Genomic DNA, 25,164 nt, shown 5'->3' on the forward strand with positions numbered 1-25,164 from the left:
CTTAACGCAACCCGAGCGCGAGTTCCGCAAACTGCATGGCTCGCGCATTCGCATCGCCGTAACGGTGGGCGATGTACAACGTGGTCGTGGTGTCGGTCTCATCGAGCGTTCTGAACACGACGCCGGGCACCGCGATGGTTTGTAACGTGGCGGGCACCAGGGCGATGCCAAGGCCCGTCGCCGTCAGGCCGATCAACGTCGACGCCTGCTGCGCTTCCTGCACCACCTGCGGCTCGAAGCCACGTTTCGCGCACAACGCGAGCGTCTGCTGCGATACCGCCACGCCCGCGGCGCGCGGATACGCGATAAACGGCTCGCCGCGCAAATCCTTGATCTTGATCGAGGCGGCTTTTGCCAAGCGGTGTCCTGCATGCATTGCGACAAGCAACGGCTCTTCCATCAACGGCGTGAAGACGAGTTCGGTCCGCGGCGTATTGTCTGGCAATCTCAATAGACCGACATCCAGCTCACGCTGTTCGATCGCCTCGATCTGCAACGACGACGACAGCTCGAGCAACGAGATATTCACCTTCGGCCGCTGAGTGCGGTAAGCGTGAATCAGACGCGGGAAAAGCGGCGACAACGAAGACGCGTTCGTAAACCCGACTCGCAAGCGCCCCACCTCGCCACTGACCGTCTCCCACACACTTTCTTTCGCATGCTCGATCCGCGCGAGGATGGCCCGCGCGTCGTCGACGAGCGCCAAGCCCGCCTCGGTCAGCGCGACCGTGCGGCGGGTGCGGTGAAAGAGCCGTGCTCCCAGTTCCGCCTCCAGCGACTGAATCGCCAGACTCAGCGGGGCCTGCGTAATGCCCAACCGCTCGGCGCTGCGGCGGAAATGCAGTTCCTCGGCGAGGACCACGAAAAATTCCAGATGACGGATATTCATTGATTTGCTCTGTAAATCAATAACCTTGGTTTAGAGAATAAATCAAAACTGTTTCCCGGGCGATACTGTCTTCCACCAACATCACCACGGAGACAGCATGAACGGTGCGGAACTCGTCGACCGCCTGCGAGCGCGGCAGAAAATCATTGCGCTGGGCATACGCGCTTCGCGCACCACGGACGCCGTCCGCTGGGCCAAAGCCGCCGGCTACGACACGATCTGGGTGGACATGGAACATAGTTCGCTGCCGGTCGACACCGTCTCGCAACTATGCTCGTGCGCCGTCGATCTCGGCTTGATGCCGTGGGTGCGGGTGCCGGAGCGCGACTACGGCACGATCAACCGTGTGCTCGACGGCGGCGCGCTCGGCATCATCGTGCCGCGCGTAGAAACCGCGGCGCAGGCGCGCGACGCCGTAGTCGCGACGCGTTTCCCGCCGCTCGGCCAGCGCTCGCAACTGGCGACGCTGCCCTACGTCGGCTTCGAGAAATTGCCCGCTCGCGAGCTCAACCGGCTTCTGAACGATGCAACCGTGCTCAAGGTGCTGATCGAAAGCCGCGCCGGCGTGGAAGCGGCCGACGCGATCGCGGCGATCGAAGGCGTCGACGTGCTCGCGCTCGGTTGCAACGATTTGTCCGCCGATATGGGCTTCACCGGCGAATCCGCGCATCCCGAGGTGGTGGCCGCGTGCCGCAAGGTGATCGCCGCGGCGCAGCGGCACGGCAAGGTGGTGATTGTCGGCGGGATGCCGGAATGCGCGGCGCTCGATGAATTGCGCCGCGACGGCGCGGCACCGTTCATCTTTGCCGGCATCGACAGCGATGTTTATCTCGCGGCGCTGCGTGAGCGCGCCGAGCAGGCACGTCAACTCTAACTCGACACTTTTACTTTTCGATCATGGCAGAAACCCCGCTGATTTCCACGCCGATGCGCGACTACGACACCCTCTCGCGTCCGTCGTTCACTATGTCCGCGCTTGCCTGCGACGCGCATATGCATGTGTTCGGCCCCGAAGACAAATATCCGAAGGTGGAGCATCCGCACTACACGCTGCCGGACGGTAAACTCTCGCACTATCTGCAGATGATGAGCGTGCTGCAACTGAAGCGCTTCGTGATCGTGCAGCCGAGTTTTTACGGCACCGATAATCGCTGCATGATCGACGCGTTGCATGTGGCGGGTTCGATCGCGCGCGGCGTCGTGATGATCGAGGAGAACACCGGCGCGGCGACGCTCGACAGTTTTCATCATTCCGGTGTGCGCGCAATCAGGCTCGATCTGTTCGCACGCGCCGGATTGCCGACCGTGGAGATCCAGCAATACATCACGCGCATGGCGCGTTTGTGCGCGAGCCTCGGCTGGCATGTGCAGTTCTATGCGCCGGGTTGGGTCGTGCGCAATCTGATTCCATTTCTCGCCGACGTGCAGAGCGAATTCGTCATCGACCACATGGGCTACATGCTGGAAGAAGACGGCCTCACCCAGGCCGATTTCGACCGCCTGTTGAGTTTGCTGAAAGACGGCAACTGCTGGCTTAAACTCAGCGCACCGTATCGCATCGCCAAACATCGCGGCTATGAAGCGGTCGCGCCGATGGCGGAGGCAATCATCAAAGCCGCGCCGCACAAAGTGATCTGGGGCTCGGATTGGCCGCACATTCCCGATTCGACGCGCGACACCGGCGAGTTGTTGAATCTGCTCGGCGCCTGGACCGACGATGCCGCGGTTCACAAGATGATTCTGTCGGACAATCCGGCGCGTCTGTTCGATTACTAGAGAGCACGCAAGCTTATGGCCTATCAACCCGACACTGCATTTGCCGGTCTCTTTCGCGCGTTCACGTCCGACCCGCAGAGCATCGGCGCGCATCTGACGCAGCAAATGGCGCAGCAAGCCGACGACGCGCCGATGCTCGTTTCGACCGGCAGCGATATCGTGCTGTTCCCCGGTGCGGGACGGGCGCCGTCGATTGAAAGTTTTCGCAAATCGACGCGCGGCTTCATCGAGCTGACTGCGGTGTCGCATTTGCCTCTGGCGTTGGCTTATCTTGCGCGAATGCGCGAAGTGGCGCCGCATGACGACACGTGGAAAAGCGATGCGGCGCGCTTGCGCCGACACGCACAGGACGTGCGCGAGGCCAACTCGGTTGCCTTGTGGCGCGAGCATGTTGCCGTAAAGAGCTTCAGCGGCCATGAGCGCAAGATCGCCAACCTCGTCGATTACACCTGCGCCGTGACGATCGACCGGCTTGCGCGAGCCGAGCAGTGTCCTGAACTGCTGAGTTTCGAGCGTTTGAATGCGGAGTACTTCGCCGCGCCCTCAAGCGCCGCGCTGCCTGTGCCGATGAACGACGTGATGTTCGCCACGTTCGGGCTCGCGTTCCTCGATATCGTCTATCGGATCGGCAACTGGTTGCGCGCGCAGTCGCTCGACTGGCAACGCGCGATGGTGCTGGTGAGCGGCCAATCCGGCCGGCCGACGGCGGGCGCGACGTGGGCGTCGAACAATATGTGCTACCTCGTGTGGCGGGTGTCGGAGCGTGTGCTGCCACCGGATCGTATTCTCGTTGCACCGCACGCGCCGTCGTTCTCGGTGGCCGAGCTTGGCGATGGGGCCGGCCTTGCCGAGCTCGAACGCACGTATCGCAGCCTCTGGCTCAACACGCGCTCGAGCATCGACGTGGCGCGTTTGCTGTTTCCGGACCAGCGCGCCTATCGCGTCGAGCCGGCGCCCACCGACGGCATGCCGCCGATCACTTCCATCGACGATCGCGACGCCACCGCCGCACGGCTGCGCCGCATCATGGAAGATCCCGCGCAACTGCTATCGAATTGCGTTGCCGATTACATCGTCGATCAGCTGCACGACAACGGTAATCAGCCGCAAAACGTGGCGATTCCCGGTTTTACCAATGTGTCGTATCCGGACGTCGTGAAGCCGTGACGTCGTGACGTCGTAACGCCACGCTTGCCCGCTAAAAAACGACCGGCGTGTCAGGGCACGCGCGCCGGCTGAATCAAATGCCCTTGATGGATGGAGACAGTCATGAACGCTTTTGGGTTGGAGCAATCCGCCGGGCCGCCGTCGAACAATGTGCTGCGCATCACGCTCGTGTGCTTCGCGGTGTCGATGATCGACGGCTTCGACACCTTGATGTTGTCGTTCGTCGCGCCCTTGCTCGCCAAGTCGTTGCAGATCGATCACGCGTCATTGGGACGCGTATTCGGCGCGGGTTTCGTCGGCACCGTGCTCGGTTCGCTGATCGTGGGTCCGCTGGCGGACCGCTTCGGGCGTCGTCCCATGCTGGTGCTTGCGTTGTGCGTGACCGGCATTTTCACGCTCGGCTGCGCGTTCGCCACTTCCGCAACGATGTTGGCCGCGTTGCGCTTTATCGGCGGTCTTGGAATGGGCGGCGCGATTCCGCCGGTGGCCGCGATCACGGCTGAAAGCAGTTCGCCGCAACGCCGCTCGTCGCTGGTGATTCTGATGTTCATCGGTTTTCCGCTCGGCGCAGTGGTGGGCGGCGCGATCACCGCTGCATTGATGATGCGCTTCGGCTGGCCATTCGTGTTCGTCATGGGCGGCGCCTCAGCGTTGGTCGCGCTCATCCCGGTGTTGCTGGTGATCCCGAAGCAGACCGTTTCTCGCGCAGAACAGGCCGCGGCACGACAGCGTAGCGCGGCGCATCGAACCGGTTTGCCAGGCAAGCTATTCGGCAATCTGTTTGCCGGCGGCCGCCTCGCCGCCACGTTGGCACTCTGGTTCGGCGTGCTCTCGAGCATGATTCTGTCGGGCTTTCTCGTCAGCTTCATGCCGACCATCCTGAACATGAACGGTGTGGCGCCGGCGCGTGCAGCGCTCGGTGCTGTGGTGCTGAACATCGGCGCGATCGCCGGCGCGCTGGTGATCTCGACGCTGGTCGGCAAACGCGGACCATTCGTGCCGGTGGCGATTTCGTTTCTATGCGGCGCGCTGTTGACGCTCGCGCTGGGGCACATCATCGGCGCGGGCAACGTCGCGTTCGCCATGCTATTCGCGGTGGGAGCGTGCCTCGTCGGCGGACAACTGACGTTTCCGGCGATCGCCAGCCGTCTCTTTCCCGCCGACGTCCGCGCGGCCGGCATTGGTTGGGCGATGGCGATCGGCCGGACCGGCTCGATCATCGGGCCGCTGGCAGGCGGCATTCTGCTGTCGCAACATCTGCCGTTCGACACGCTGTTCATGGTCGCCGCGCTACTCGCGGTGGGCGGTGCGCTCGGCATTGGCCTCGCGAATATGTGGCGGCCGCGCGAGGAGAGTGGATCGGCGCTCGCGTCTGCGTCCTTTGCAATCACAGGTTCGGAGTTAGGGAATGGCAAACACTGAGCGCAGCAGATTTTTGCTCACACCGCTGCAGCAACTACCCACGAGCGGCGCGCGGGCGGTGGAAGTCTTTACGAACGACGAGGGCACGTTCCTCGGCGTGCCGCAACTGGCGCAGGATGTGGCCGGTGAAGCGCCGTACATGAACGGCGGCGACAGCGACATCGATGCGCCGATTTACCGCTGGCAGGATGGCCGCTTTGTCGAGCATGAAGCGTTGTCTTTGCCGGGTGGCGAAGATCTCGCGTACTTCAGGATCAGCGGACGGCAGTTTCTGGCGACAGCCGGAATTCGAACTGGAAAGGGTCCTTACGAACTCGATTGCGACGCAACCGTCTACGAACGGATCGAGCGGGAATGGGTACCGTTGCAGCACTTTCCGACTTTCGCCGCGAAGCAATGGTTCGCGTTCTCGCTCGGTGCACGGCATTTTCTCGCGTTGGCTCAAGGGGTGGTGATTGAAGGCGTCGAGCCAATAAATTCCCGCACGTCGCGCATTTTCGAGTGGGACGGCGAGCGCTTCGTGCCGTTTCAGACGCTCGATGGACAGTGGGGTTACAACTTCGCGTTCGTCTCGTTCGGTGGTGAACACTATCTCGCGTATGCGGACCATGTCGGCGGTTCGCCAATTTATCGCTGGAACGGTGAGCGATTCGAAACGTTTCAGATGCTGGATGAAAACGGCGGCCGCACATTCCGTTTCTTCGAAGCGAACGATGCGCTGTGGATGCTTCACGCGAATCTGCTCAACCACACCACGCTGTACCGATTCGACGACTCGCAGTTCGTGGCCGTGCAGGTACTCGGCGAGGCGGGCGGACGCGAACTCTGTCTGATCGACGGCGAGCAAGGCCTTTATCTGGTGCGCGTGTGCTTCATCACTGGTACGCCGAAAGCACCGGTAGTCGTGCCGCAATCGCAAATCTTCAAATGGTGCGAGGACCGTTTCGAACTCGTCGAGTCTTTCGAGACTTCCGCTGCAACGGACGCCTGCAGTTTCATGATCGACGGGCAGCCCTATCTTGCCGTCAGCAATAGCCTGAGCGCTGACATCCGCTTTCGTATCGACTCGACGGTGTATCGCTTCAACGGTTAGCAGCTTCGTCGAACACTGACTGGCCCGGCGGCCCGCCGGGCAATTCCCCACGGGAACCGATATCCCTTCGGCACGGGAGGGCGCCGCTTTGCCTTTAAAAAATAAAACCTGGAGACGAGCAATGAAAAAGTTTGCCTTGAGCTTGAGCACGGCCGCAGCGCTGGCATTGAGCAGCCACATCGCGCATGCGCAAAGCAGTATCACGTTGTACGGCATTATCGATGCCGGGTTGACGTACTTCAGCAATCTGAACGGCCACGGCACGTTTGTCGCGAACGACGGCTCGATTCAGTCCAATCGCTGGGGATTGCGCGGCGTGGAAGATATCCGCGGCGGCACGAAAGTCGTTTTCGTTTTGGAGAACGGTTTCAATCTCTATTCGGGCACGATGGTGCAATCCGGTGTTCTGTTCAGCCGCCAGGCGTGGTTGGGCCTGAGCGCGCCGAAATACGGCACGTTCACGCTCGGCAAGCAATACGACTTCTTCTGGGACAACCTCACTCAGTTCGCGATGGGCCAGGTTGCGGGCCAATATGCGTGGCATCCGGGTGACTTCGATCACCTGGCCGGCACGCTGCATATCAACAACGCGCTCAAGTACACGTCGCCGAACTACGGCGGATTCTCCGCGGGCGCGTTGTACGCGTTTCCTTCGCAATCCGTTCCCGCGGGTACCGGCCGTGTGATCGCCTTCGGACTGCGCTATTCGAATGGTCCGCTGAACCTCGGCGCGGCTTACACGGACACGCATGACCTTGGCCTGAATGCGCCGACGCAGGCAGGCACCACGCTATTTCCCGATTTGCCTGCCGGCCCGGTGATTGCGAATAGCGTCAGCAGCTTCGGCATTGGTGGTAGTTACCGCTTTGGCCGCAGCCTAACTCGTCTGCTGTTCACCGATACGCATTTCCGCGTTCGCGACGACAACGGATCGATGACCACTTATGAGGCTAACGAAGTATTTCAACTCACGCCTGCCACCACGCTGATGGGCGGCTACTGGTACAGCAAACTCGAAGCGCAGAAGTGGCAGAACGTGACGGTGCTGCTCGACTATGCATTGTCCAAGCGCACCGACGTCTACACGAGTGCAACGTATCTGCGCGCGTCAGGCGGCGCTGCGCCCGTGTTTCTCGGCGGTGGCGCGGCGCCTGTGTTTGCGAACGGCGAGTATGTGAGTACCGGGCAATCGTCGACGGCGGTGCGCGTGGGGATACGTACCTTGTTTTAGGGCTCTGTTTGATACGTGGGCATGATCGGCGGTCTACTCGACGATCGGGCGTCCGCGGGTCCGGTCGCGATGGCCGCAAACAGCACGCGCGCATCGTCAGCGTGTTGAAGGCCCGCGATCGCGACGCTGCTGAAGAAGCGATGCCCGACCATCTGCGTGAAATTCTGGTGTCCCTTGGACCGGTCACCGAGCGCAATCCGGATTGGTTCGAGCCCGACGATGAGGGACGTGTCGCGTTGACGTTCTAATTCTCAGCGAAGATCGGCTGGCTTAGACGGCGCCTGGTCGACAGTTCGCCATCAATAAAAGTCACCGTCACACACTGCCGTTTTCAACGACGCGCCCCTCCGCACGCCAGCGCAGCATACCGCCGGCAAGATTGGCAACCCGCTCGAATCCAGCCTGCCGCAGCATGACCGTGGCTTGTGCCGACCGTCCGCCGGCCCGGCAGACGGTCACGATCGGGCGTTCTTTCGTGAGTTCAGCGGTGCGGCCGGAGAGCTCGCCCAATGAAATGAGCCTGGCTGCGGGAATGCGCCCCAACGGTCCATTGAACTCGTCAGGTTCCCGCACATCGATGATCTCGACAGCACGCAGATTTTCCTCGAGCCACTGCGCATTGATTTCCCAGATGCCCGCAAAGCTGCATGTCAGTGGCGCCCAATCGGGCTCCGTCATCTGCGCGGGGACACTCGCCGCGAGACCGCATTTCAGGTTCGCGGGCACCGCTACGTCGATCTGCTTCGGATGCGGCAGGTGCAGGTTCGTCATGTATCCGGTGAAATCGTCTTCGCACAGTTCGCCGCCAAGGCGTGGATTGAAGCGCCGCTCCTCGCCCACACTCGTGACCGTCAAACCGCGATAGTCGTGAGCCGGGTAGAGCAGGCACGCGGTGGGCAGCGTAAAAATCTGGCCATGCACCGCGCGAAACATGGCGTGCGCGTCGCCGCGCTGGAAATCCGTGCGGCCAGTGCCTCTGATCAACAGACAATCGCCGGTGAACGCCATGGTCTCGTTGTCGAGAACGAGCGTGATGCATCCATCGGTATGACCCGGTGTCGCGCGTATCGTCAGGTATCTCGCGCCGAACTCGATTTTGTCGCCGTGGCTCAGGTAGCGGTCCGCGCCTTCGGCACCGCTCGCAGCCGAAATCGCAATCCTGCTGCCTATGCGGCGATTCAGCATCCATGCACCGGTCACGTGATCGGCGTGGACGTGGGTGTCGATCGTATAAAGCAGATGCAATCCAAGTTCTTCGATCAGGGCGGCATCTCGGCGCACCTGTTCGAATACCGGATCGACCAGCACCGCTTCTTGCCTCGTGCTATCGGCAAGAAGATAGGTGTAGGTCGACGATTGCTGATCGAATAGCTGCCGGAAGATCAACACGATTTCGCTCCGCGGCCCGCTCCTGCGAGCGCTTAAGTAGGCGGCCCGTGCGGCCGCCAACTGCCCTGCAGGCAGTCGAAATGGCCGCAGCCCCGTTCAGAGAGCCGGGCGCATCGATGCAGCCGGACTCACATCGAGCGCCGGACTTCGCCCTGCCCGGCACTCGCGGCTCCCATCAATGAGCGCTTTACTTCGGTTGCGCAACGTACCGCAGATAAGGCTTCACGGTTTTGAAACCCTGCGGATATTTTTGCATCGCGGCATCGTTGGAAACGGACGTTGGAATGATGACGTCTTCACCCGGTTTCCAGTTTACCGGTGTCGCCACCGTGTGTTTCGCGTTGAGCTGCAGCGCGTCGAGCAGCCGCATCACTTCGTCGAAATTGCGGCCGGCGCTCATCGGATAAACGAGCATGGCTTTGACCTTCTTGTCCGGCCCGATGAGAAACACCGAGCGTACGGTCGCATTGTCGACCGCGGTGCGCGGGCCACCGCCGCTCGCCTCGGGGTGAATCATGTCGTAGAGCTTCGCGACCTTCAGGTCCGAGTCGCCGATCAGCGGATAGCCGACCTCGTGGCCCTGCGTCTCCGCGATATCCTTGACCCACTCCGTGTGGTCGCTGACGGGATCGACACTGAGCCCGATAATTTTCGTGTTGCGCTTATCGAATTCTGGCTTGAGGCCTGCCAGGTAGCCGAGTTCCGTGGTGCAAACGGGAGTGAAATCCTTCGGGTGCGAAAACAGGACCGCCCAATGGTCGCCGATCCACTCGTGAAAATGGATCGTCCCTTCGGTGGTTTCCGCGGTGAAATCGGGAGCGTCTTCCCCTAATCGAATAGACATCGTTAGTCTCCATAGGTCGGGTGCACCAAGGTTCGAGTGCCGTGGTCGGAGCGATGACCGCCGGGCTGCCGGAGTGTTGAGTGGCGATAGGACTGGCTCGAGATCACCTCCGGCCGGGTGCACCGTACCGCGCTGGAGGACCATCTACGGGGTGCAGCAGAGTCAGAGGCTTTCCCGGATAGCCGTGATGCGGGACAGACATCGGGACGCGCTGCGGGCCGCACCTATAGCGTAGAACAAAAAACACTTTCGCAGTTGGCAGACTGTAGGGAGATTCCGCCGCCGTGGCAACAAGCTTGCTTGCACTCCGAAGAAAGGGAAATCACCCTTTGATTTGGGCGGATTGGGATCTTGTCTGGTCAAAGGCCCAGACAAACCGCCCCACCCGCGACGATCACGCACGCGAGCCAGCGCCTTCCATTCACCGCTTCCCGCAGAAACACGCGCCCGATCAGCACCGCGAACACGACGCTGGTCTCTCGCAACGCCGATACCGCGCCCATCGCGCCTGACTGCATCGCCCAGATCACGATGCCATACGCCGCGATCGACACCAGGCCGCCAGCGAGCGACGAGCCGACGGCGATTGGCTCCGCCCGCACCGGTGTCCACAGCGCCGCGAGCCCGCGCATCGCGACGAACAGCACCGGCATCAGCCAATAGAACAGGAACATCCACGCGGTGTAGGCGAGCGCCTGGCCGCCGGATAAACGCACGCCGATGCCGTCGATCACGGTATAGAGCGCGATCGACGCGCCGGTCGTCAGCGCGGCCAGTGCACCCGCGCGCGACACGCGCCCGCCCTGCAGCGCGAGCGCGATGATGCCGCCCGATATCATCGCGATCCCGAGAGCGTGCAAGGGGCCGATCGCCTCATGCGCGAACAGTGCCGCGCCGAGCGTGACGAGCAGCGGCGACGAGCCGCGCGCGATCGGATACGCCTGCGCCAGATCGCCGCGGCGATAGGCCCGCACGAGGCTGACGTTGTAGACGATATGCACGAGCCCCGATGCGGCGATGTACGGCCAGGCCGCGCCGGCGGGCCACGGCGTGAACAGGACCACGAGCGTGGCGACCGCCGCGATGGCGATGCTCATCCACGTCATGGACAGGAACCGGTCGCGGTTGCCGTGCAGCATCGCGTTCCAGCTCGCGTGGAGCAGGGCGGCAAAGAGGACGAGGCCGCCGGTATAACTGAGCATGCAGGTTCAAGGCCGAAATGAGTGCGGGAGATCATGCTCCACGCGGACAGGCGCCACTTGTGGGGCGCGAGATGTCAGCGAACTGAACTGGAAAAAGCGTTCCAGGTCCGCTCGCCGGCTTGTGACCGCCCACGCCAGGATCGGCGGCACACCAAGAAGAATATCTATCTTGTGGAGGCTCGGCAAACCAGATAAATTGCGGATTCGCGTTAGATAAACTCTTGCGAATGAAACGGACCCTGCCACCGCTCAACGCATTGCGCGCCTTCGAGGCCGCAGGCCGTCTCGGCAGCTTCAAGGAAGCCGCCGCGGAATTGCACGTGACTCACGGTGCAGTAAGCCAGCACGTGCGCGCGCTCGAAGAGTGGCTCGGCGCATCGTTGTTCGAACGGCACAATCGGCGCATCGCGCTGACGCCGGCTGCGAAGGCCTATCTGGGGGAAATCGGTCCTTTGTTCGAGCAACTCTCGCAGGCAACGGCGAGATACGGTTTCCCCGAAACGGTCTCCCGGACACTGTCCGTGAATGCGCCCGCGACATTCACCCTGCGCTGGCTGGTGCCGAGACTGGCGACATTCCGCGCCGCGCATCCCGCTGTGGACGTCAAGGTGGAGACGTCGAACGAGTCGTTGGAAAGTCTGAAAGAGACCTACGACATCATCGTCCGGGGCGGGCCGGATACGTTCTATGGCTACTCGATGCGGCCTTTCCTGTCCGAGGAGCGAGTCCCTGTCTGTAGTCCGGCGCTGTTGCAGCGACTGCCGCTTCGAACGCCCGACGATTTGCGGCAGCACACGTTGCTGCATACGTCGAGTCTTCCGCGGGTTTGGCCGGACTGGCTGGCGAGCGCAAAGATTTCCGCGATCAGGCCGGCGGCCGCTCTCACTTTCGACCACTTCTATCTGACGTTGCAAGCGGCCATCGACGGGATAGGCATCGCGATGGGACCGACTGCGCTGGTCGCCGACGATCTCGCGGCCGGCCGGCTCGTCGCGCCGTTCGCAGGCCCACGTCTGCCGTCGCGGAGCTATTGCACTTACGTTCCGGATGGGAAGTTGGCGGATGAGCTGGTCGTGCTGTTCCGCGCATGGCTCGAGCACGAAGGGATGCGGTCACAAACGGAGACGGCCCCTTAGACGCGAGCTCACCGCAATCTCGCGATGTCCAATCTGGGCATCCACGCGCAACGGTCCCCCACACCAGGTCCACGTTTTTTACGAATCTCCGTGCTCTCTTAACGGCGCGTTTACGCGGAGTTTCCTAAATTCGATGGTGCGGAAGTCCGATGTGGGAGGCCACGCCATGGATCTGCTTTACATCATTGCAATCGTTGCATTCAGCGGCCTCGTCGCCGCGTTCGTGGTTGGCTGCGACAAGCTTCGCCGCGCGCCGGGAGGCCGTCCATGACTACCTGGATGACCTGGCTTGCGGCGGCCTCGACGCTGATTCTGTTTGCGTACCTCGTCTACGCCTTGCTGCGCGCGGAGGCACTCGAATGAACTTCAACAACCTGTTTCAGCCCGGCGTTTTCATCGTCGTGCTGATCGCGCTCGCGATTCCACTCAGCCGCTACATGACCGCGGTGCTCGACGGTTCGTCGGTCGTCGTTCGCCGCATTGGACGGCCGATCGAAGCAGCGGTGTACAAGCTGGCGGGTGTGGATCCCACGGCTGAGATGTCGTGGAAGTATTACGCGCTAGCCGTCCTGGTGTTCAACACGCTCGGCGTGCTCGCGGTCTATGCTTTTTTGCGCATCCAGCAATGGCTGCCCGCCAATCCACAAGGCTTCGGCCCCATGACGCCGGACGCCGCCTTCAACACGGCAATCAGCTTCGTGACCAACACGAACTGGCAGGACTACACGCCGGAATCCACCGTCAGCTACCTGACGCAGATGGCGGCTCTGACGGTGCAAAACTTCTTGTCGGCCGCTACGGGTATTGCCGTCGTGGTCGCCTTGATTCGCGGTTTTGCACGTCATACGACAGCAACGATCGGCAACTTCTGGGTCGATCTGACGCGTATCACGCTCTATATTCTCGCGCCGCTCGCGACGGTTATCGCGCTTGTGTTTGTCAGTCAGGGTGTGATCCAGAACTTCGAATCGTACCAGGACGTGCCGACCCTGCAGGTCACGACGTACCAGACGCCGAAGACCGATGCCCAGGGCAACGCGGTCAAGGATGCGAAGGGCAATCCCGTGATGGTGGACAACAAGGCCGACAAGCAGACCATCGCGATGGGTCCGGTTGCGTCGCAGGAAGCGATCAAGATGCTCGGCACCAACGGCGGCGGCTTTTTCAACGGCAATTCGGCGCACCCGTACGAGAACCCGACGCCGTTCGCCAACTTCGTGCAGATGATCGCGATGCTGTTGATTCCGGCTGCGTTGTGCCTCGTGTTCGGCCGGATGGTCGGCGACCGGCGTCAAGGCTATGCGGTACTCGCCGCGATGACGATTGCTTTCGCGGTGGCCTGCTGGGGTGAGATTGCATCGGAGCAGAGCGGCAATCCGCTGTATTCGACGCTGCATGTCGACCAAAGCGCGTCGGTCACGCAGTCCGGCGGCAACATGGAAGGCAAGGAAACCCGCTTCGGAATCGCGCAATCGGGCATCTTCACGGTCGCGACCACGGCGGCTTCGTGCGGCGCGGTCCTCAATACGCACGATTCACTCACGCCGATGGGCGGCTTCGTCCCGCTCCTGCTGATCGAACTCGGCGAGGTGATCTTCGGCGGTGTCGGCTCGGGCCTCTACGGCATGCTCGTGTTCGCATTGCTGGCGGTGTTCGTGGCCGGGTTGATGATCGGGCGAACGCCGGAATACATCGGCAAGAAAATCGAGTCGTACGAGATGAAGATGGTGTCGATCGCCGTGCTGCTGACGCCGCTGCTCGTGCTGGTCGGAGCGTCGATCGGCGTGCTGGCGGCTGCCGGCACGGCGGGCATCTCCAATCCGGGGCCGCACGGCTTCTCCGAGGTTCTTTACGCCTACAGTTCCGCGGCCAATAACAACGGCAGTGCGTTTGCCGGCTTGTCGGTGAACACGCCGTTCTATAACTCCACGCTGGCCATCGCCATGTGGTTCGGCCGCTTCGGCTCGATTGTGCCGGTGCTGGCGATCGCAGGGTCGCTGGCTGCCAAGAAGCGCATCTCCGCGACCGCCGGGACCTTGCCGACGCACGGCCCGCTCTTCGTCGTGCTGCTGCTCGGCACGGTGGTGCTGGTCGGCGCACTGACGTATGTGCCGGCGCTCGCGCTCGGCCCCGTCGTCGAGCATCTGATCATGGTCGCGGGACATTGACTGAGAGGACAGCATGAGCAACGGATTTCAACCCCCGGTTCATCAGCCTGGCAACATCGGCCAGGCGCGCAATGCCGCGCGCTCGATGTTCGACCCGGCCATTGCCCGGCCGGCCCTCGTCGACTCGTTCAAGAAGCTCGCGCCGCGTCACCAGTTGCGCAATCCGGTGATGTTCTGCGTGTACGTGGGCAGCATTCTGACGACCATTCTCTGGATCGCCGCGCTCGGCGGCCAGGCCGAGGCGCCCGCCGGGTTCATCCTCGCGATTGCGTTGTGGCTGTGGTTCACGGTGCTATTCGCCAACTTCGCGGAGGCGCTCGCCGAGGGACGCTCGAAAGCCCAGGCCGCGTCGCTGCGCGGCGCGAAGCGCGACGTCATGGCGAAGAAGCTGCAAGACTCCCACCCCAAGTCGCCGATCCGCATCACGACCGCGACCGATCTGCGTAAAGGCGACGTCGTGCTGGTCGAAACCGGCGACGTGATCCCGGCGGACGGCGAAGTGATCGAAGGCGTGGCATCGGTCGACGAATCGGCGATTACCGGCGAATCCGCGCCGGTGATCCGCGAGTCGGGCGGCGACTTTTCGTCGGTGACGGGCGGCACGCGCGTGCTGTCGGACTGGATCGTCGTGCGGGTCAGCGTGAATCCGGGCGAGGCGTTTCTCGACCGGATGATCGCGATGGTGGAAGGCGCGAAGCGTCAGAAGACGCCGAATGAAATCGCCCTGACGATTCTGCTCGTCGCATTGACGCTCGTGCTGCTGTTCGCGACCGCCACGCTGCTGCCGTTCTCGATGTTTTCGGTCGAAGCAGCGAAGGCGGGACATGTCGTCACGATTACCGCATTGGTGGCGCTGCTGGTGTGTCTGATTCCGACCACCATCGGCGGCCTGCTGTCGGCGATCGGCGTGGCGGGCATGAGCCGCATGATGCAGGCGAACGTGATCGCCACGTCAGGGCGCGCGGTGGAAGCGGCCGGCGACGTCGACGTGCTCCTGCTCGACAAGACCGGCACCATCACGCTCGGCAACCGCCAGGCATCGGCTTTCACGCCGGCGCCGGGCGTCACCGAGGAAATGCTCGCCGACGCCGCGCAACTCTCCTCGCTCGCGGACGAAACGCCGGAAGGGCGCAGCATCGTCGTGCTCGCGAAACAGCGCTTCAATATCCGCGAACGCGATATGCACGCACTGCAGGCGACGTTCCTTTCGTTCAGCGCGCAGTCGCGCATGAGCGGTGTCGATTTGCCCGACCGCCAGATACGCAAGGGCGCGGCCGATGCGATCAAGCATTTCGTCGAAACTCATGGCGGCCGCTTTCCGGCCGAACTGACGGCCGCGGTCACGGAAATCGCGCGGCGCGGCAGCACGCCGCTGGTGGTCGCGCAGCTAGGCCAGGGCGAGAGCGTCGCGCGCTGCATGGGCGTGATCGAGTTGAAGGACATCGTCAAGGGCGGCATCAAGGAGCGTTTCGCCGAACTGCGCAAGATGGGCATCAAGACCATCATGGTGACGGGCGACAACCGGCTGACCGCGGCGGCCATCGCCGCCGAAGCGGGGGTGGACGACTTTCTGGCGGAGGTCACGCCCGAGGCCAAGCTGACGACGATTCGCACGCACCAGGCCGAAGGACGCCTCGTCGCGATGACCGGCGACGGCACCAACGACGCGCCGGCGCTCGCGCAGGCGGATGTGGCGGTAGCCATGAACACCGGCACGCAGGCGGCGAAGGAAGCCGGCAACATGGTCGACCTCGATTCCAATCCGACCAAGCTGATCGAGATCGTGGAGATCGGCAAGCAGATGCTGATGACGCGCGGCTCGCTCACCACGTTCTCGATTGCCAACGACGTCGCCAAGTATTTCGCCATCATCCCGGCGGCATTCGCGACCACTTATCCGCAGTTGCGCGTGCTCGACGTGATGCATCTGAGTTCGCCATCGTCGGCGATTCTGTCGGCGGTGATTTTCAACGCGCTGATCATCGTCGCGCTGATTCCGCTTGCGCTCAAGGGCGTGAAATACCGGCCGCTGGGCGCCGCGTCGCTGCTGCGCCGCAATCTTCTGATCTACGGGCTGGGCGGGATTCTGCTGCCGTTCCCGTTCATCAAGCTGATCGATATGGTGCTGAACGTGTTCGGCTGGGCTTGACCACAACGGAGTGGAGATCATGAAAACGCTGATTCGCCCGGTACTCGTCCTGTTCATCCTGATGACCGTGATCACGGGCGTGGTCTATCCGGTCGTCGTCACGGCCCTCGGCCGCGGCGCCTTCGCGGCACAGGCTGGCGGCAGTCTGATCGAGAAGAACGGCAAGCCGGTCGGCTCGAAACTGATCGGTCAGCAGTTCGACGCGCCGTACTATTTCTGGGGACGCCTGTCGGCCACCAGCCCCATGCCGTACAACGCGCAGAGTTCGGGCGGTTCGAACCTCGGGCCGACCAACCCCGCGCTCGCGGACGAACTCAAGGGCCGTCTCGATGCCTTGAAAGCCGCGGGTAACGACATGTCGCAACCAGTGCCGGTGGATCTGGTGACGTCCTCGGGCAGCGGGCTCGATCCGCAAATCAGCCCGGCGGCCGCGGCCTATCAGGTCGAACGCGTGGCGAAAGCGCGAAGCCTGCCGGTCGATCAGGTGCGCGATCTTGTCGCCAGCAATACGCAGGGGCGGCAGTTCGGCATTCTCGGCGAGGCGCGTGTGAACGTGCTTCAGCTCAACCTTGCGTTGGACGACGTCAAGCCAATGCATTGATGTCGACGCTCGCGGCCTCTATGAGGGACCCCACCATAACAGTCGTCGTGATAGACGATGACACGACCATAAGCCGCTTCATTCGCACGCACCTCGAAGCGGACGGGATGAACGTGTTCGGAGCGCAGACCGGCGCACAAGGTCTCGCACAGGCCGCGACGCGGCGCGCGGATCTCGTCATCATCGATCTCGCCTTGCCAGACATGGACGGCATCGACGTGATCCGTCAGTTGCGCGCCTGGTCGGCGATGCCGGTGATCGTCTTGTCGGCGCGCAGCCGCGAGGAAGACAAGGTCGCCGCGCTCGATGCCGGCGCCGACGATTATCTGACCAAGCCGTTTGGATTGCCCGAGCTAGGTGCACGGATTCGTGCCCATTTGCGCAGGCAGGCCGCCGGCGGGCGGGTCGGCTCGCCGCAGGTCCGGTTCGGCCTGGTCACGGTTGATCTTGGCGAGCGGCAAGTGCTGCGCGATAGCCGTATCGTCCATCTCAGTCCAATCGAATACCGGCTTCTGTCGGCGCTGGTGCGTCATCCGGGGCGGGTATTGACGCATGCGCAACTGCTCGGCGAGGTATGGGGTCCGTTGCAAACCGATAACCACCATTACCTGCGGATCTACATGGGGCATCTGCGCCACAAGCTCGAAAGCGATCCGGCGCGCCCCGAACACATCATCACCGAGTCGGGCGTGGGGTACCGGCTGGTCGGCGTGAGGTGAATTTCACACAATATTTACGGCATCGCCAGCAATCGTTGCGCGGTCTTTACCGCGGACTTCGTATAGTGGGTGACTGGCTTTGCGCTGCAAAGAGATGAAGAGATCTACTGGAGCCGATATGGCATTCAAACAAACGCAGGGTCGCGTGACCGTCGAGTCCGGCGTCCGACTTCCATGACATCGTCAAGACCCGCGATGGTATTCAGGGGGCTGTGCAAGGTGGTGGCCATCGCCTTCGTCACAAACCAGATTCTCACGACTATTTTCACGTATTTCGTGGAGCAACTCGATTCCGCGCCACCGCATCAAGCCGTTTGGCTTTTCAGCTGTGTGACGTGCGGGATGGTGACGTTATGGCTGCAGGCCGACGCGCGGCGCGCATTTGGCTTCGCGCGCGAGAAGGGATTCGTGAAGAAGGGCGGCGACGGCACGCAGGACGTGCAGATCGCGGGCGACTGCCCGAAGCGGTGGCTCGTCATCCTGCATATCGAATTGAACCCCGCGGCGATACAGGCCTAGCAGGGCGGCACGTCGGGTTGGCCGCATCCGTGTAATTGTGCCCAAAAGACTAGTACTTTTACACTGTATTAACGTGGCGTTAGCTAAGCTGAAAGCGATACCGGCTTCCAGGAGTTCTGGATGATACGAATGCTGATCCCCGTCCTCGACCATGGCGGTGCAGTCGAAGCAGCCCGCTATGCTGCGTTCATGTTTCTCGAGCACGGCGTAACGGAGGTCGAACTACTGGAAGTTCTCGAGCCCGTCGCAGAAGGACGTGCAGCAGCTTTCCACACTCGAAGCTCACTGGTGCGCCACGAGAAGCACGCCATGCTGAAGGCTTTGATCGACGCTCGAACCATTCTCGAAGAAGCCGGGGTGCCTTATCACTGGAAGCGAATCTTCGGTCACCGCACCAAAGCGATTGCTGATTATGCAGCCACGACCCGGCCCGACGTCATGGTGATCGACGCCAGTCATATGGGTTTCTTCCGCAGGCTCGCCATGCTCGCGTCGTTATCGAGGCGGACGCTTACGCCGGTGACAATGGTTCACTGAAAAGTGACCATCTCCTCCGCTAGCCTTGCGCAGAACTTCCGCTTTCATCGAGCCACTGAACGATGTTACGCACCGTATCGCCATAGAAGGTGCGATATAGCTCCTTCGATACATAGCCGATATGAGGCGTCGCGAGCACATTGGGCAACTCGCGCAGAGGGTGCGGATTGTCGAGCGGTTCAACGTCGTATACATCCAGTGCGGCGCCGGCAATCTGGCCGGTCGTGAGTGCCGCAAGCAGTGCGACCTGGTCGACGATCGGACCTCTCGACGTATTGATCAGCCGGCTCGTGGGTTTCATCTGTGCGAATTCCGTCGCACCGACCAGACCTGCGGTTCGCTCGCTAAGCCGCACGTGGATCGACAAGAAATCTGCCTTGGAGAACAGTTCATCCTTGCTGACTCGCTGCGCGCCTTTTTCCACGGCGCGCTCCTCGGTAAGATTCTGGCTCCAGGCGATGACGTTCATTCTGAATGCCCGCCCGATGATGCCGACAGCCGAGCCCACGCGGCCAAGACCCAGCAATCCGAGCGTTTTTCCCGCGAGTTCATCGCCAAGCGAAAGCTGCCAGCCTCCCTGACGCAGTGACTGATTTTCGAGGGGAATATTGCGGGCCATCGCGAGAATCAGCGCCCACGTCAGCTCGATCGTCGGCGTGGACGAATAGCCCGTATGACGAATTTCGATGCCGCGTTCCGCAGCCGCATCCTGATCGATCGACGTATTCCCTGCGCCGGTCGAGGCAATCAGCTTGAGGTTCGGCAGGCTTTCGATGACCTCGCGGGTCAGCGGTGTGCGTTCCCGCATCACGCATACGACGTCGAATGACTGCAGGCGTTGAATCAGGTTCCCGATATCAGCGACGTGGTCGTTGAACACCGTCACGTCCGCGCGGCTCTCGAGGGGCGACCAGTCTGCCATGCTCAACGCGACGTTCTGATAGTCGTCGAGGATCGCGACCTTGATGGGGGATTTGGCGTTCATATTGCGCACTCCGGGAATTGAAACGCTTGGTACCGTGATCTGAACTTCCGAACAGAATGCTATGAAACCCGGCCGACGGCGTAAATCAATAACTCGCGACGCCACCCATCGCGAACCGCGATGGCGCAGTCGGTGAGCTATCGGGCCATGCGCGGTGTCGGAGGAAACGTTGAGCGGCGGCGGTCCTCACGAGTCATTCTCATGATGTGCTTCGAGGTGATCGACCAGCATGCGTGCAGGAAGCGGCAGGGTGTCAAAATTGCGCGCAATGATGGACAGCGGCCGCAGCGACCACGGTTCGTCAAGCTCAACGACGCGAAACGGCGCCGAATGCATATAAGGTGTCACGCTTCCCTTGGGCAGCACGCCGATGCCGAGTCCCGCGCTGACCATGTTGCGCACGCCCTCGAAGCTTGTCACCTCGATGCGCACGCGTAGCCGGCTGCCGTCACGCTCGGCGGCGGCGCGGCACAATTTGGAAATGGACGTTCCGTAGGGCATGCTGACGAAGTCGTCTTCCAGAGCTTGCGCGAAGCTCACGCTTGCGCGCCCGGCGAGCCGATGATCCGACGGCACGATCACGACCAGCTTATCCACGCTGTACGGGCGCCACTGCAGATCGCCGAGAGAGTCCTCAGTTGCCGAGCAGATGCCGAGATCGGCGACGCCGCTTGCGATCGCCTGCACCACTTCATCGCTCGACTTCTCGACCATGTCGATCCGCACGTTTGGATTGGCGCGCAGAAAGGAACGCAGCACGCCGGGCAGATACTGAACCATGGCGGTAAAGTTCACGTAAATCCGGGTATGGCCCCTCAATCCTGCCGAATACTCAGATAGTTCATCCGATATTTGCTGCAGGTGCTCGCTTAGCCGCTTCGCGTGATGATAGAGTGCTTCGCCCGCAGGCGTCGCTTGAACACCGCGGCTGTGCCGATATAGCAGCGGCGTGCCGGCGTCGTCTTCGAGATCCGATACGCGCTTACTGACGGCCGATGCCACGATGTGCGTGCGGGCCGCCGCCGCGGCGATGCTGCCCTCCTCGATGACCGCCACGAAAATGCGCAGGGACTCCATGTCGAGTCGCAACGGCCGATCTGCTGAAACACGCATCCTCACTCCTTCGGGGGAATATCCGGTCGGTTGGCACCCATCGCGTTTGGCGATGCCTGTATTGAACATTGAGAAGTTTTCAATCCGCCCGGCAACCGGCATCCTATGTGCCATAGAGATCGATCCTCGCAGGACCAGATCAAGACGCGGGGCCGGCAGCGCGCTGCGCGATTTTATGTCGAGGGAGGCGGCGTTGTCCTGGCCGCCGCCGGTGCAACATGGTACACCGCCGCCCAATTGCTCGATATGTTGCAGCGCCGCGCGTACCGGCGCTATGAGACCGGACCGCCTGAAAAACTCTGTTGAAAATATGAAGGAGACGAGAGATGGAACACAAACAGCTAGCGATGAACTCGCGAACGCACTGGTACGACGGTCTCACTGCGATGCACTGGCGTGTACTGAAAGCGAGCTTCCTCGGCTGGATTTTCGACGGCTACGAAGCGCTGGCGCTCGTCGTTGTTCTTGGACCGATGCTGCATTCGGTGCTCTCGCCTGAGCAAGCCGCGTCGCCCACGACCTACGCCGGTCTGGTAATCGGCATCACGTTGCTCGGCTGGGGAGCGGGCGGTCTGATCGGCGGGATTCTCGCGGACTATGTCGGCCGTAAGCGGATGATGCTCTGGTCCGTATTTCTCTATGCGTTGTTTTCGGGGCTGACTGCGTTCTCGCAGACCTTCTGGGTGTTGTGCGGGCTGCGTTTCCTCACTGGCCTCGCAATGGGCAGTGAATGGAGCACGGGCGTCGCGCTGCTGTCGGAAACCTGGCCGGAGCGGGCTCGCGCGAAAGGGGCCGGCTTCCTGCAATCGGGCTTCGGTTGGGGCACGCTGATCGCAGCGGTCGTGTGGTATGCGCTTTCATCGACGCACCCATTCGGCGCCGAAACCTGGCGGCTGATGTTCGTGCTTGGCGCAGTCCCGGCGCTCTTTGTGCTGTACATTCGCCGCGGGGTCAGCGAGTCGGAGAAATGGCAACGCGCGGTGCGCGAGAAGCGCTGGAGCGCGACGAGCACCGGGCAGGCTGCGAGCGACGCGCCCGCATCCGAGAAGCGTCCCTTCACGCTCACGCAACTGTTCAATGAACCCGAAGCGCTGCGCCGCACGCTGCTCCTGCTCGTGCTGTCGATCGTCACGACCGTCGGCTGGTGGGCTATTTCAAGCTGGCTGCCGACCTTCACCGTGTCGCTCGCCAAAGCCGAGGGGATCCCCGACGCGTTGTCGTGGGGCTCGAAGATATCGATTGCTTACACGGTTGGTGCGATTGCGGCCTACATGATCGCCGGTTTCGTGGTAGATGCCATCGGACGGCGGGCCTTCCTGTCACTCACGTTCGTCGGTTCGCTGATCACGACGTTCGTCACGTACAAGCTGACCACCAGCGTCGAAGCGATGATGATCGTGGCGCCGATCAATGGCTTCTTCACCCTGGGCTGTGCTTATGTCTGGATGGCGATCTACCCCTGTGAACTCTTCGGTTCCAGCGTGCGTTCCACTGCGATCAGCTTCGTGTTCAACGCGGCGCGCCTGATCGCATGGGTCTTCCCGATCATCGCGGGCAGCATGATCAAATCGTTTGGTGGCGTGTCGCAGGCGGCGTTGGCACTCGGCTCCGTGTATCTGGTCGGCATCGTGCTGCCCTGGTTCTTGCCTGAGACGCGTGGCGCGGGCATGCCGGACTGAGACCACGATTTTTTCACGCGGATCAGGACGTCACGAAAATCCTTCCGGCATTTTGGATGCCTAACTGTATTTTGGAGATTTGAAAAATGCCTCAAAACTTTCGTATTGGACAGATCGTTCCAAGCTCGAATACGACCATGGAAACCGAGATTCCGGCCATGTTTCGTGCCCGTGAAGCCATTCGCCCCGAGCGGTTCACTTTTCATTCGAGCCGGATGAGAATGCACAAGGTCACGAAGGAGGAATTGGTCGCGATGAACAAGGAGGGCTTGCGCTGCGCGGCGGAACTTGCCGACGCTCGTGTCGATGTCATGAGCACCGCGTGCCTGGTCGCGATCATGGCGATGGGGCCCGGCTATCATCGTGAAACTGAACGCGAGCTGTTGGAGGTCGCGCGTGCCAATCATTGCCTCGCGCCAGTCATGACCTCCGCGGGAGCTTTGGTGGAAGGTCTGAAGATCATGGGCGCTCGTCGGATTTCGCTGATGGCGCCGTATATGCGCCCGTTGACTGACCTGGTCGTCGCTTACATCGAAAACGAAGGAATCGAGGTGATCGATTCCCTCTGCTTTGAAATTCCCGACAACCTCGAAGTCGGAATGCGCGATCCGATGCAACTGGTCGACGACGTTCGGCGCCTGAACACGGAAGGCGCTGACGTCGTGGTGGCGTCCGCATGCGTCCAGATGCCTTCATTGCCGGCGATTCAACGCATCGAGGACATGTTGGGAATCCGCACCGTCTCGACCGCGGTATGCACCGTGCGGCGCATGCTGGATCATCTCAAGCTCGAGCCGATCGTCCCTGGCGCGGGAGCGTTGCTTTCCGGCGCGTGATCGGCAACGGCCGAGTCAGCGCGGAAAGCTATTCCCGAACATGGGCAGGCCGCTATTCGATTCGGCCTCGGTTGCCTCGTCCTGCAGCACGTCCCAATGCTCGGCGAGGACGCCGTCCGCAAAGCGCAGGATATCGGCAGCGATCCATGCGGCGGGACGCCCATGACCTGAAAAGCGCCCATGCACTATCACGTAATCGCCATCCGCCACGATCACGCCGGGTTCGTATCGCAAGGTCGGCGGCAGGGTCTTGATCAGGTTGAACAGACCGTCGCGCCCCGGTGCGATATGCGCGCTGTGCTGGATATAGTTGGGCGACCAGAAACGCTCGGCTGCGGCGTAGTCGCGCTGGTTGAAAAGCGTGTCGAACGCTTCGAGTACAAAGGCCTTGTTGGCTGCTTCGGTCGTGGTGGTCATGATGGTTCTCCTGATAGGTGGGTGGCGTGGCGGCGCGTCATGCCGCCACGGCCTGAAAGGACGGATAGTCGGTATAGCCCTCGGCTGTCGCGCCGTAGACCTTCGGCCAGTCGACTTCGGCAAGCGGTGCACCGGCGGCGAAGCGTGCCGGCAGATCCGGATTGGCAATGAACGGTCGGCCAAAGGCGACCATATCGACGAGCCCGGCTTCGATCAGCCGATTGCCGCGCGCACGATCCATATCGACATTGGCGATGATATTGCCGCGGTAGAACTCGCGGAAATGGCGGAACATGCCGTCTCCGGCCAACGTGGCCAGCGGGGCCAGCGGGGTCGCCGACAGGTCGGTCATTGCGCCCATCAGCAGCAGATGAGAGAGATCGAATTCGTTGAGCCGGTCGATCACATATTCGGAGGTGGCAAGCGTTTCGTCATTGGAAACGAATGCGCCCGTCTCCGACGTTGCAGGCCCCGTCTTGATGCCGGTGCGCTGCGCCCCGACTGCCTCGACCACGGTTTCCACGACCTCGAACAGAAAGCGCGCCCGGTTCTGCGTCGAACCACCGTATGCGTCCGTACGCCGATTGGTGCGAACGTTGAGGAACTGATTGAACAGGTAGTGATAGCCGCCCTGGATCTGCACGCCGTCAAAGCCGGCCGCGATCGCGTTACGTGCGGCCCGGCCGAAGTCGGCGACCGTGCGACGGATCTCGTCCTTCTCCATGGCGCGCGGGACCACGGTGTCCTTGCGGCCTGCCGCGGTCACGCTTTGCTGCTCCGGGTTGACGGCTGACGCGGACCGCGGCGCCCTGCCGGCGTGGAAATCCGGATGCCCCAACGAACCGGCATGCCAGAGTTGCGCGACGATCCGGCCGCCCGCCCGGTGCACTGCGTCCGTCACCGTGCTCCAGCCACGCACCTGGGCTTCGCTCCAGAGTCCGGGCACGTCTGCCCAGCCTACTGCGTCGGGGCTCACGAAAACACCTTCGCTGACAATCAGCCCCGCCGAGGCGCGCTGCGCATAGTACTCGGCGTGCAAGGCCGTCGGGACAAGCTCGGGATTCGCCGCACGCATGCGCGTCAGCGGCGCCATGACGATGCGGTTGGGCAGATCGAGGTCCCCCAGCCGGATCGGCTTGTGCAGGGACTGCTTGCTTTCGATGTTCATGGACATTTCCTGCGACGTTTGAGGGATTCACCCAAACACAATGGTGATTGACATCGAGTTTGATGGAGCGATTCTGAAAAGTCAATGTCGATCACCATTGTATTTTTCGAAGACGGTTATAATC

25 protein-coding genes are annotated in these 25,164 nt (G+C 62.0%); 17 read left to right on the forward strand and 8 right to left on the reverse strand.

Annotation, left to right across the window (positions count from 1 at the left end):
- Nucleotide 1: 1 nt before the first annotated feature.
- Entirely contained in the window at nucleotides 2-889 is an 888-nt protein-coding gene (locus PQR32_RS02340; protein ID WP_408221977.1) for a LysR substrate-binding domain-containing protein, read from the reverse strand.
- A gap of 97 nt (nucleotides 890-986) precedes the next feature.
- Here PQR32_RS02340 and PQR32_RS02345 point away from each other — a divergent pair, with 97 nt between their 5' ends.
- From PQR32_RS02345 to PQR32_RS02375, 7 genes are all read left to right on the forward strand, one after another.
- A complete protein-coding gene (locus PQR32_RS02345; protein ID WP_408221978.1) occupies nucleotides 987-1,763 on the forward strand; it encodes an HpcH/HpaI aldolase family protein in 777 nt (258 codons plus the stop codon).
- A 23-nt stretch (nucleotides 1,764-1,786) separates the two neighbouring features.
- Entirely contained in the window at nucleotides 1,787-2,665 is an 879-nt protein-coding gene (locus tag PQR32_RS02350) for an amidohydrolase family protein (RefSeq protein WP_408221979.1), read from the forward strand.
- A gap of 15 nt (nucleotides 2,666-2,680) precedes the next feature.
- On the forward strand, nucleotides 2,681-3,832 hold the full coding sequence (locus PQR32_RS02355) for a DUF5624 domain-containing protein (protein WP_408221980.1): 1,152 nt from the start codon (nucleotides 2,681-2,683) through the stop codon (nucleotides 3,830-3,832).
- A 102-nt stretch (nucleotides 3,833-3,934) separates the two neighbouring features.
- Nucleotides 3,935-5,254: an MFS transporter gene (locus PQR32_RS02360; protein WP_408221981.1), complete on the forward strand. Its 1,320-nt coding sequence runs from the start codon at nucleotides 3,935-3,937 to the stop codon at nucleotides 5,252-5,254.
- Nucleotides 5,241-6,347 carry a hypothetical protein gene (locus PQR32_RS02365; RefSeq protein ID WP_408221982.1) on the forward strand — a complete coding sequence of 369 codons (1,107 nt, stop codon included), beginning with the start codon at nucleotides 5,241-5,243 and terminating at the stop codon, nucleotides 6,345-6,347. Before PQR32_RS02360 ends, PQR32_RS02365 begins: the two co-directional genes overlap by 14 nt.
- Before the next feature lie 121 nt (nucleotides 6,348-6,468).
- A complete protein-coding gene (locus tag PQR32_RS02370; protein WP_408221983.1) occupies nucleotides 6,469-7,578 on the forward strand; it encodes a porin in 1,110 nt (369 codons plus the stop codon).
- A gap of 101 nt (nucleotides 7,579-7,679) precedes the next feature.
- Nucleotides 7,680-7,826, forward strand: a complete 147-nt coding sequence (locus PQR32_RS02375; protein WP_408221984.1) for a hypothetical protein — start codon at nucleotides 7,680-7,682, stop codon at nucleotides 7,824-7,826.
- Between the two features lie 67 nt (nucleotides 7,827-7,893).
- On the opposite strand, the gene PQR32_RS02380 is transcribed toward PQR32_RS02375, so the two are convergent.
- From PQR32_RS02380 to PQR32_RS02390, 3 genes are all read right to left on the reverse strand, one after another.
- Nucleotides 7,894-8,964: a rhodanese-like domain-containing protein gene (locus PQR32_RS02380; RefSeq protein ID WP_408222445.1), complete on the reverse strand. Its 1,071-nt coding sequence runs from the start codon at nucleotides 8,962-8,964 to the stop codon at nucleotides 7,894-7,896.
- Nucleotides 8,965-9,154: 190 nt separating this feature from the next.
- Complete coding sequence (locus tag PQR32_RS02385) at nucleotides 9,155-9,811, reverse strand: peroxiredoxin (protein ID WP_408204789.1); 657 nt, start codon at nucleotides 9,809-9,811, stop codon at nucleotides 9,155-9,157.
- A gap of 359 nt (nucleotides 9,812-10,170) precedes the next feature.
- Nucleotides 10,171-11,013 (reverse strand): EamA family transporter, encoded by an 843-nt coding sequence (locus PQR32_RS02390; protein ID WP_408221985.1) that lies wholly within the window; start codon nucleotides 11,011-11,013, stop codon nucleotides 10,171-10,173.
- 227 nt (nucleotides 11,014-11,240) lie between these two features.
- On the opposite strand from PQR32_RS02390, the gene gcvA reads away from it, so the two are divergent.
- The 8 genes from gcvA (at nucleotide 11,241) to PQR32_RS02430 (ending at nucleotide 18,842) form a co-directional block, all read left to right on the forward strand.
- Nucleotides 11,241-12,149: a transcriptional regulator GcvA gene (gcvA, locus tag PQR32_RS02395; RefSeq protein ID WP_408221986.1), complete on the forward strand. Its 909-nt coding sequence runs from the start codon at nucleotides 11,241-11,243 to the stop codon at nucleotides 12,147-12,149.
- A gap of 267 nt (nucleotides 12,150-12,416) precedes the next feature.
- Nucleotides 12,417-12,512, forward strand: coding sequence for a K(+)-transporting ATPase subunit F (kdpF, locus tag PQR32_RS02400; protein WP_028193906.1), 96 nt, complete (start codon nucleotides 12,417-12,419; stop codon nucleotides 12,510-12,512).
- A complete protein-coding gene (gene kdpA / locus PQR32_RS02405) occupies nucleotides 12,509-14,317 on the forward strand; it encodes a potassium-transporting ATPase subunit KdpA (protein WP_408221987.1) in 1,809 nt (602 codons plus the stop codon). The genes kdpF and kdpA overlap by 4 nt, the downstream gene beginning before the upstream one ends.
- An 85-nt stretch (nucleotides 14,318-14,402) precedes the next feature.
- Nucleotides 14,403-16,466, forward strand: a complete 2,064-nt coding sequence (kdpB, locus tag PQR32_RS02410) for a potassium-transporting ATPase subunit KdpB (protein WP_408222447.1) — start codon at nucleotides 14,403-14,405, stop codon at nucleotides 16,464-16,466.
- 19 nt (nucleotides 16,467-16,485) lie between these two features.
- The gene (gene kdpC / locus PQR32_RS02415) at nucleotides 16,486-17,067 is read left to right on the forward strand and encodes a potassium-transporting ATPase subunit KdpC (RefSeq protein ID WP_408221988.1); all 582 of its coding nucleotides are present in this window, start codon (nucleotides 16,486-16,488) and stop codon (nucleotides 17,065-17,067) included.
- Between the two features lie 20 nt (nucleotides 17,068-17,087).
- Nucleotides 17,088-17,786: a response regulator gene (locus PQR32_RS02420; protein ID WP_408221989.1), complete on the forward strand. Its 699-nt coding sequence runs from the start codon at nucleotides 17,088-17,090 to the stop codon at nucleotides 17,784-17,786.
- 174 nt (nucleotides 17,787-17,960) lie between these two features.
- Complete coding sequence (locus PQR32_RS02425) at nucleotides 17,961-18,305, forward strand: hypothetical protein (RefSeq protein ID WP_408221990.1); 345 nt, start codon at nucleotides 17,961-17,963, stop codon at nucleotides 18,303-18,305.
- A gap of 120 nt (nucleotides 18,306-18,425) precedes the next feature.
- Entirely contained in the window at nucleotides 18,426-18,842 is a 417-nt protein-coding gene (locus PQR32_RS02430) for a universal stress protein (RefSeq protein WP_408221991.1), read from the forward strand.
- Between the two features lie 19 nt (nucleotides 18,843-18,861).
- Here PQR32_RS02430 and PQR32_RS02435 read toward each other — a convergent pair whose 3' ends face one another.
- Both PQR32_RS02435 and PQR32_RS02440 read right to left on the reverse strand, forming a co-directional pair.
- Nucleotides 18,862-19,827: a D-2-hydroxyacid dehydrogenase family protein gene (locus tag PQR32_RS02435; protein ID WP_408221992.1), complete on the reverse strand. Its 966-nt coding sequence runs from the start codon at nucleotides 19,825-19,827 to the stop codon at nucleotides 18,862-18,864.
- Between the two features lie 186 nt (nucleotides 19,828-20,013).
- A complete protein-coding gene (locus tag PQR32_RS02440) occupies nucleotides 20,014-21,009 on the reverse strand; it encodes a LysR family transcriptional regulator (RefSeq protein WP_408221993.1) in 996 nt (331 codons plus the stop codon).
- 257 nt (nucleotides 21,010-21,266) lie between these two features.
- Between PQR32_RS02440 and PQR32_RS02445 the strand changes: the two genes are divergently transcribed.
- Together PQR32_RS02445 and PQR32_RS02450 are read left to right on the forward strand one after the other, a co-directional pair.
- The gene (locus PQR32_RS02445) at nucleotides 21,267-22,619 is read left to right on the forward strand and encodes an MFS transporter (RefSeq protein ID WP_408221994.1); all 1,353 of its coding nucleotides are present in this window, start codon (nucleotides 21,267-21,269) and stop codon (nucleotides 22,617-22,619) included.
- 86 nt (nucleotides 22,620-22,705) lie between these two features.
- The gene (locus PQR32_RS02450) at nucleotides 22,706-23,455 is read left to right on the forward strand and encodes a maleate cis-trans isomerase family protein (protein WP_408221995.1); all 750 of its coding nucleotides are present in this window, start codon (nucleotides 22,706-22,708) and stop codon (nucleotides 23,453-23,455) included.
- A gap of 15 nt (nucleotides 23,456-23,470) precedes the next feature.
- Here the strand turns inward: PQR32_RS02450 and PQR32_RS02455 are convergent, their stop codons facing one another.
- The gene (locus PQR32_RS02455) at nucleotides 23,471-23,872 is read right to left on the reverse strand and encodes a nuclear transport factor 2 family protein (RefSeq protein ID WP_408221996.1); all 402 of its coding nucleotides are present in this window, start codon (nucleotides 23,870-23,872) and stop codon (nucleotides 23,471-23,473) included.
- A 37-nt stretch (nucleotides 23,873-23,909) separates the two neighbouring features.
- Nucleotides 23,910-25,040, reverse strand: a complete 1,131-nt coding sequence (locus tag PQR32_RS02460; protein WP_408221997.1) for an alkene reductase — start codon at nucleotides 25,038-25,040, stop codon at nucleotides 23,910-23,912.
- Nucleotides 25,041-25,164 lie beyond the last annotated feature (124 nt).

It is taken from the genome of Paraburkholderia dipogonis (assembly GCF_046027395.1).
GTDB lineage: Bacteria > Pseudomonadota > Gammaproteobacteria > Burkholderiales > Burkholderiaceae > Paraburkholderia > Paraburkholderia dipogonis_A.

What these genes read in the sequence shown, in the direction of transcription:
- PQR32_RS02355 (WP_408221980.1), top strand. Translation starts at nt 2,681, where the DNA reads ATGGCCTATCAACCCGACACTGCATTTGCCGGTCTCTTTCGCGCGTTC.
- PQR32_RS02370 (WP_408221983.1), top strand. Translation starts at nt 6,469, where the DNA reads ATGAAAAAGTTTGCCTTGAGCTTGAGCACGGCCGCAGCGCTGGCATTG.
- PQR32_RS02450 (WP_408221995.1), top strand. Translation starts at nt 22,706, where the DNA reads ATGCCTCAAAACTTTCGTATTGGACAGATCGTTCCAAGCTCGAATACG.
- PQR32_RS02420 (WP_408221989.1), top strand. Translation starts at nt 17,088, where the DNA reads ATGAGGGACCCCACCATAACAGTCGTCGTGATAGACGATGACACGACC.
- PQR32_RS02440 (WP_408221993.1), bottom strand. Translation starts at nt 21,009, where the DNA reads ATGTTCAATACAGGCATCGCCAAACGCGATGGGTGCCAACCGACCGGA.
- kdpC (WP_408221988.1), top strand. Translation starts at nt 16,486, where the DNA reads ATGAAAACGCTGATTCGCCCGGTACTCGTCCTGTTCATCCTGATGACC.
- PQR32_RS02385 (WP_408204789.1), bottom strand. Translation starts at nt 9,811, where the DNA reads ATGTCTATTCGATTAGGGGAAGACGCTCCCGATTTCACCGCGGAAACC.
- PQR32_RS02435 (WP_408221992.1), bottom strand. Translation starts at nt 19,827, where the DNA reads ATGAACGCCAAATCCCCCATCAAGGTCGCGATCCTCGACGACTATCAG.
- PQR32_RS02360 (WP_408221981.1), top strand. Translation starts at nt 3,935, where the DNA reads ATGAACGCTTTTGGGTTGGAGCAATCCGCCGGGCCGCCGTCGAACAAT.
- PQR32_RS02345 (WP_408221978.1), top strand. Translation starts at nt 987, where the DNA reads ATGAACGGTGCGGAACTCGTCGACCGCCTGCGAGCGCGGCAGAAAATC.
- PQR32_RS02455 (WP_408221996.1), bottom strand. Translation starts at nt 23,872, where the DNA reads ATGACCACCACGACCGAAGCAGCCAACAAGGCCTTTGTACTCGAAGCG.
- gcvA (WP_408221986.1), top strand. Translation starts at nt 11,241, where the DNA reads ATGAAACGGACCCTGCCACCGCTCAACGCATTGCGCGCCTTCGAGGCC.
- PQR32_RS02365 (WP_408221982.1), top strand. Translation starts at nt 5,241, where the DNA reads ATGGCAAACACTGAGCGCAGCAGATTTTTGCTCACACCGCTGCAGCAA.
- PQR32_RS02390 (WP_408221985.1), bottom strand. Translation starts at nt 11,013, where the DNA reads ATGCTCAGTTATACCGGCGGCCTCGTCCTCTTTGCCGCCCTGCTCCAC.
- PQR32_RS02460 (WP_408221997.1), bottom strand. Translation starts at nt 25,040, where the DNA reads ATGAACATCGAAAGCAAGCAGTCCCTGCACAAGCCGATCCGGCTGGGG.
- PQR32_RS02350 (WP_408221979.1), top strand. Translation starts at nt 1,787, where the DNA reads ATGGCAGAAACCCCGCTGATTTCCACGCCGATGCGCGACTACGACACC.
- PQR32_RS02425 (WP_408221990.1), top strand. Translation starts at nt 17,961, where the DNA reads ATGACATCGTCAAGACCCGCGATGGTATTCAGGGGGCTGTGCAAGGTG.
- kdpF (WP_028193906.1), top strand. Translation starts at nt 12,417, where the DNA reads ATGACTACCTGGATGACCTGGCTTGCGGCGGCCTCGACGCTGATTCTG.
- PQR32_RS02430 (WP_408221991.1), top strand. Translation starts at nt 18,426, where the DNA reads ATGATACGAATGCTGATCCCCGTCCTCGACCATGGCGGTGCAGTCGAA.
- PQR32_RS02445 (WP_408221994.1), top strand. Translation starts at nt 21,267, where the DNA reads ATGGAACACAAACAGCTAGCGATGAACTCGCGAACGCACTGGTACGAC.
- PQR32_RS02340 (WP_408221977.1), bottom strand. Translation starts at nt 889, where the DNA reads ATGAATATCCGTCATCTGGAATTTTTCGTGGTCCTCGCCGAGGAACTG.
- kdpA (WP_408221987.1), top strand. Translation starts at nt 12,509, where the DNA reads ATGAACTTCAACAACCTGTTTCAGCCCGGCGTTTTCATCGTCGTGCTG.
- kdpB (WP_408222447.1), top strand. Translation starts at nt 14,403, where the DNA reads ATGTTCGACCCGGCCATTGCCCGGCCGGCCCTCGTCGACTCGTTCAAG.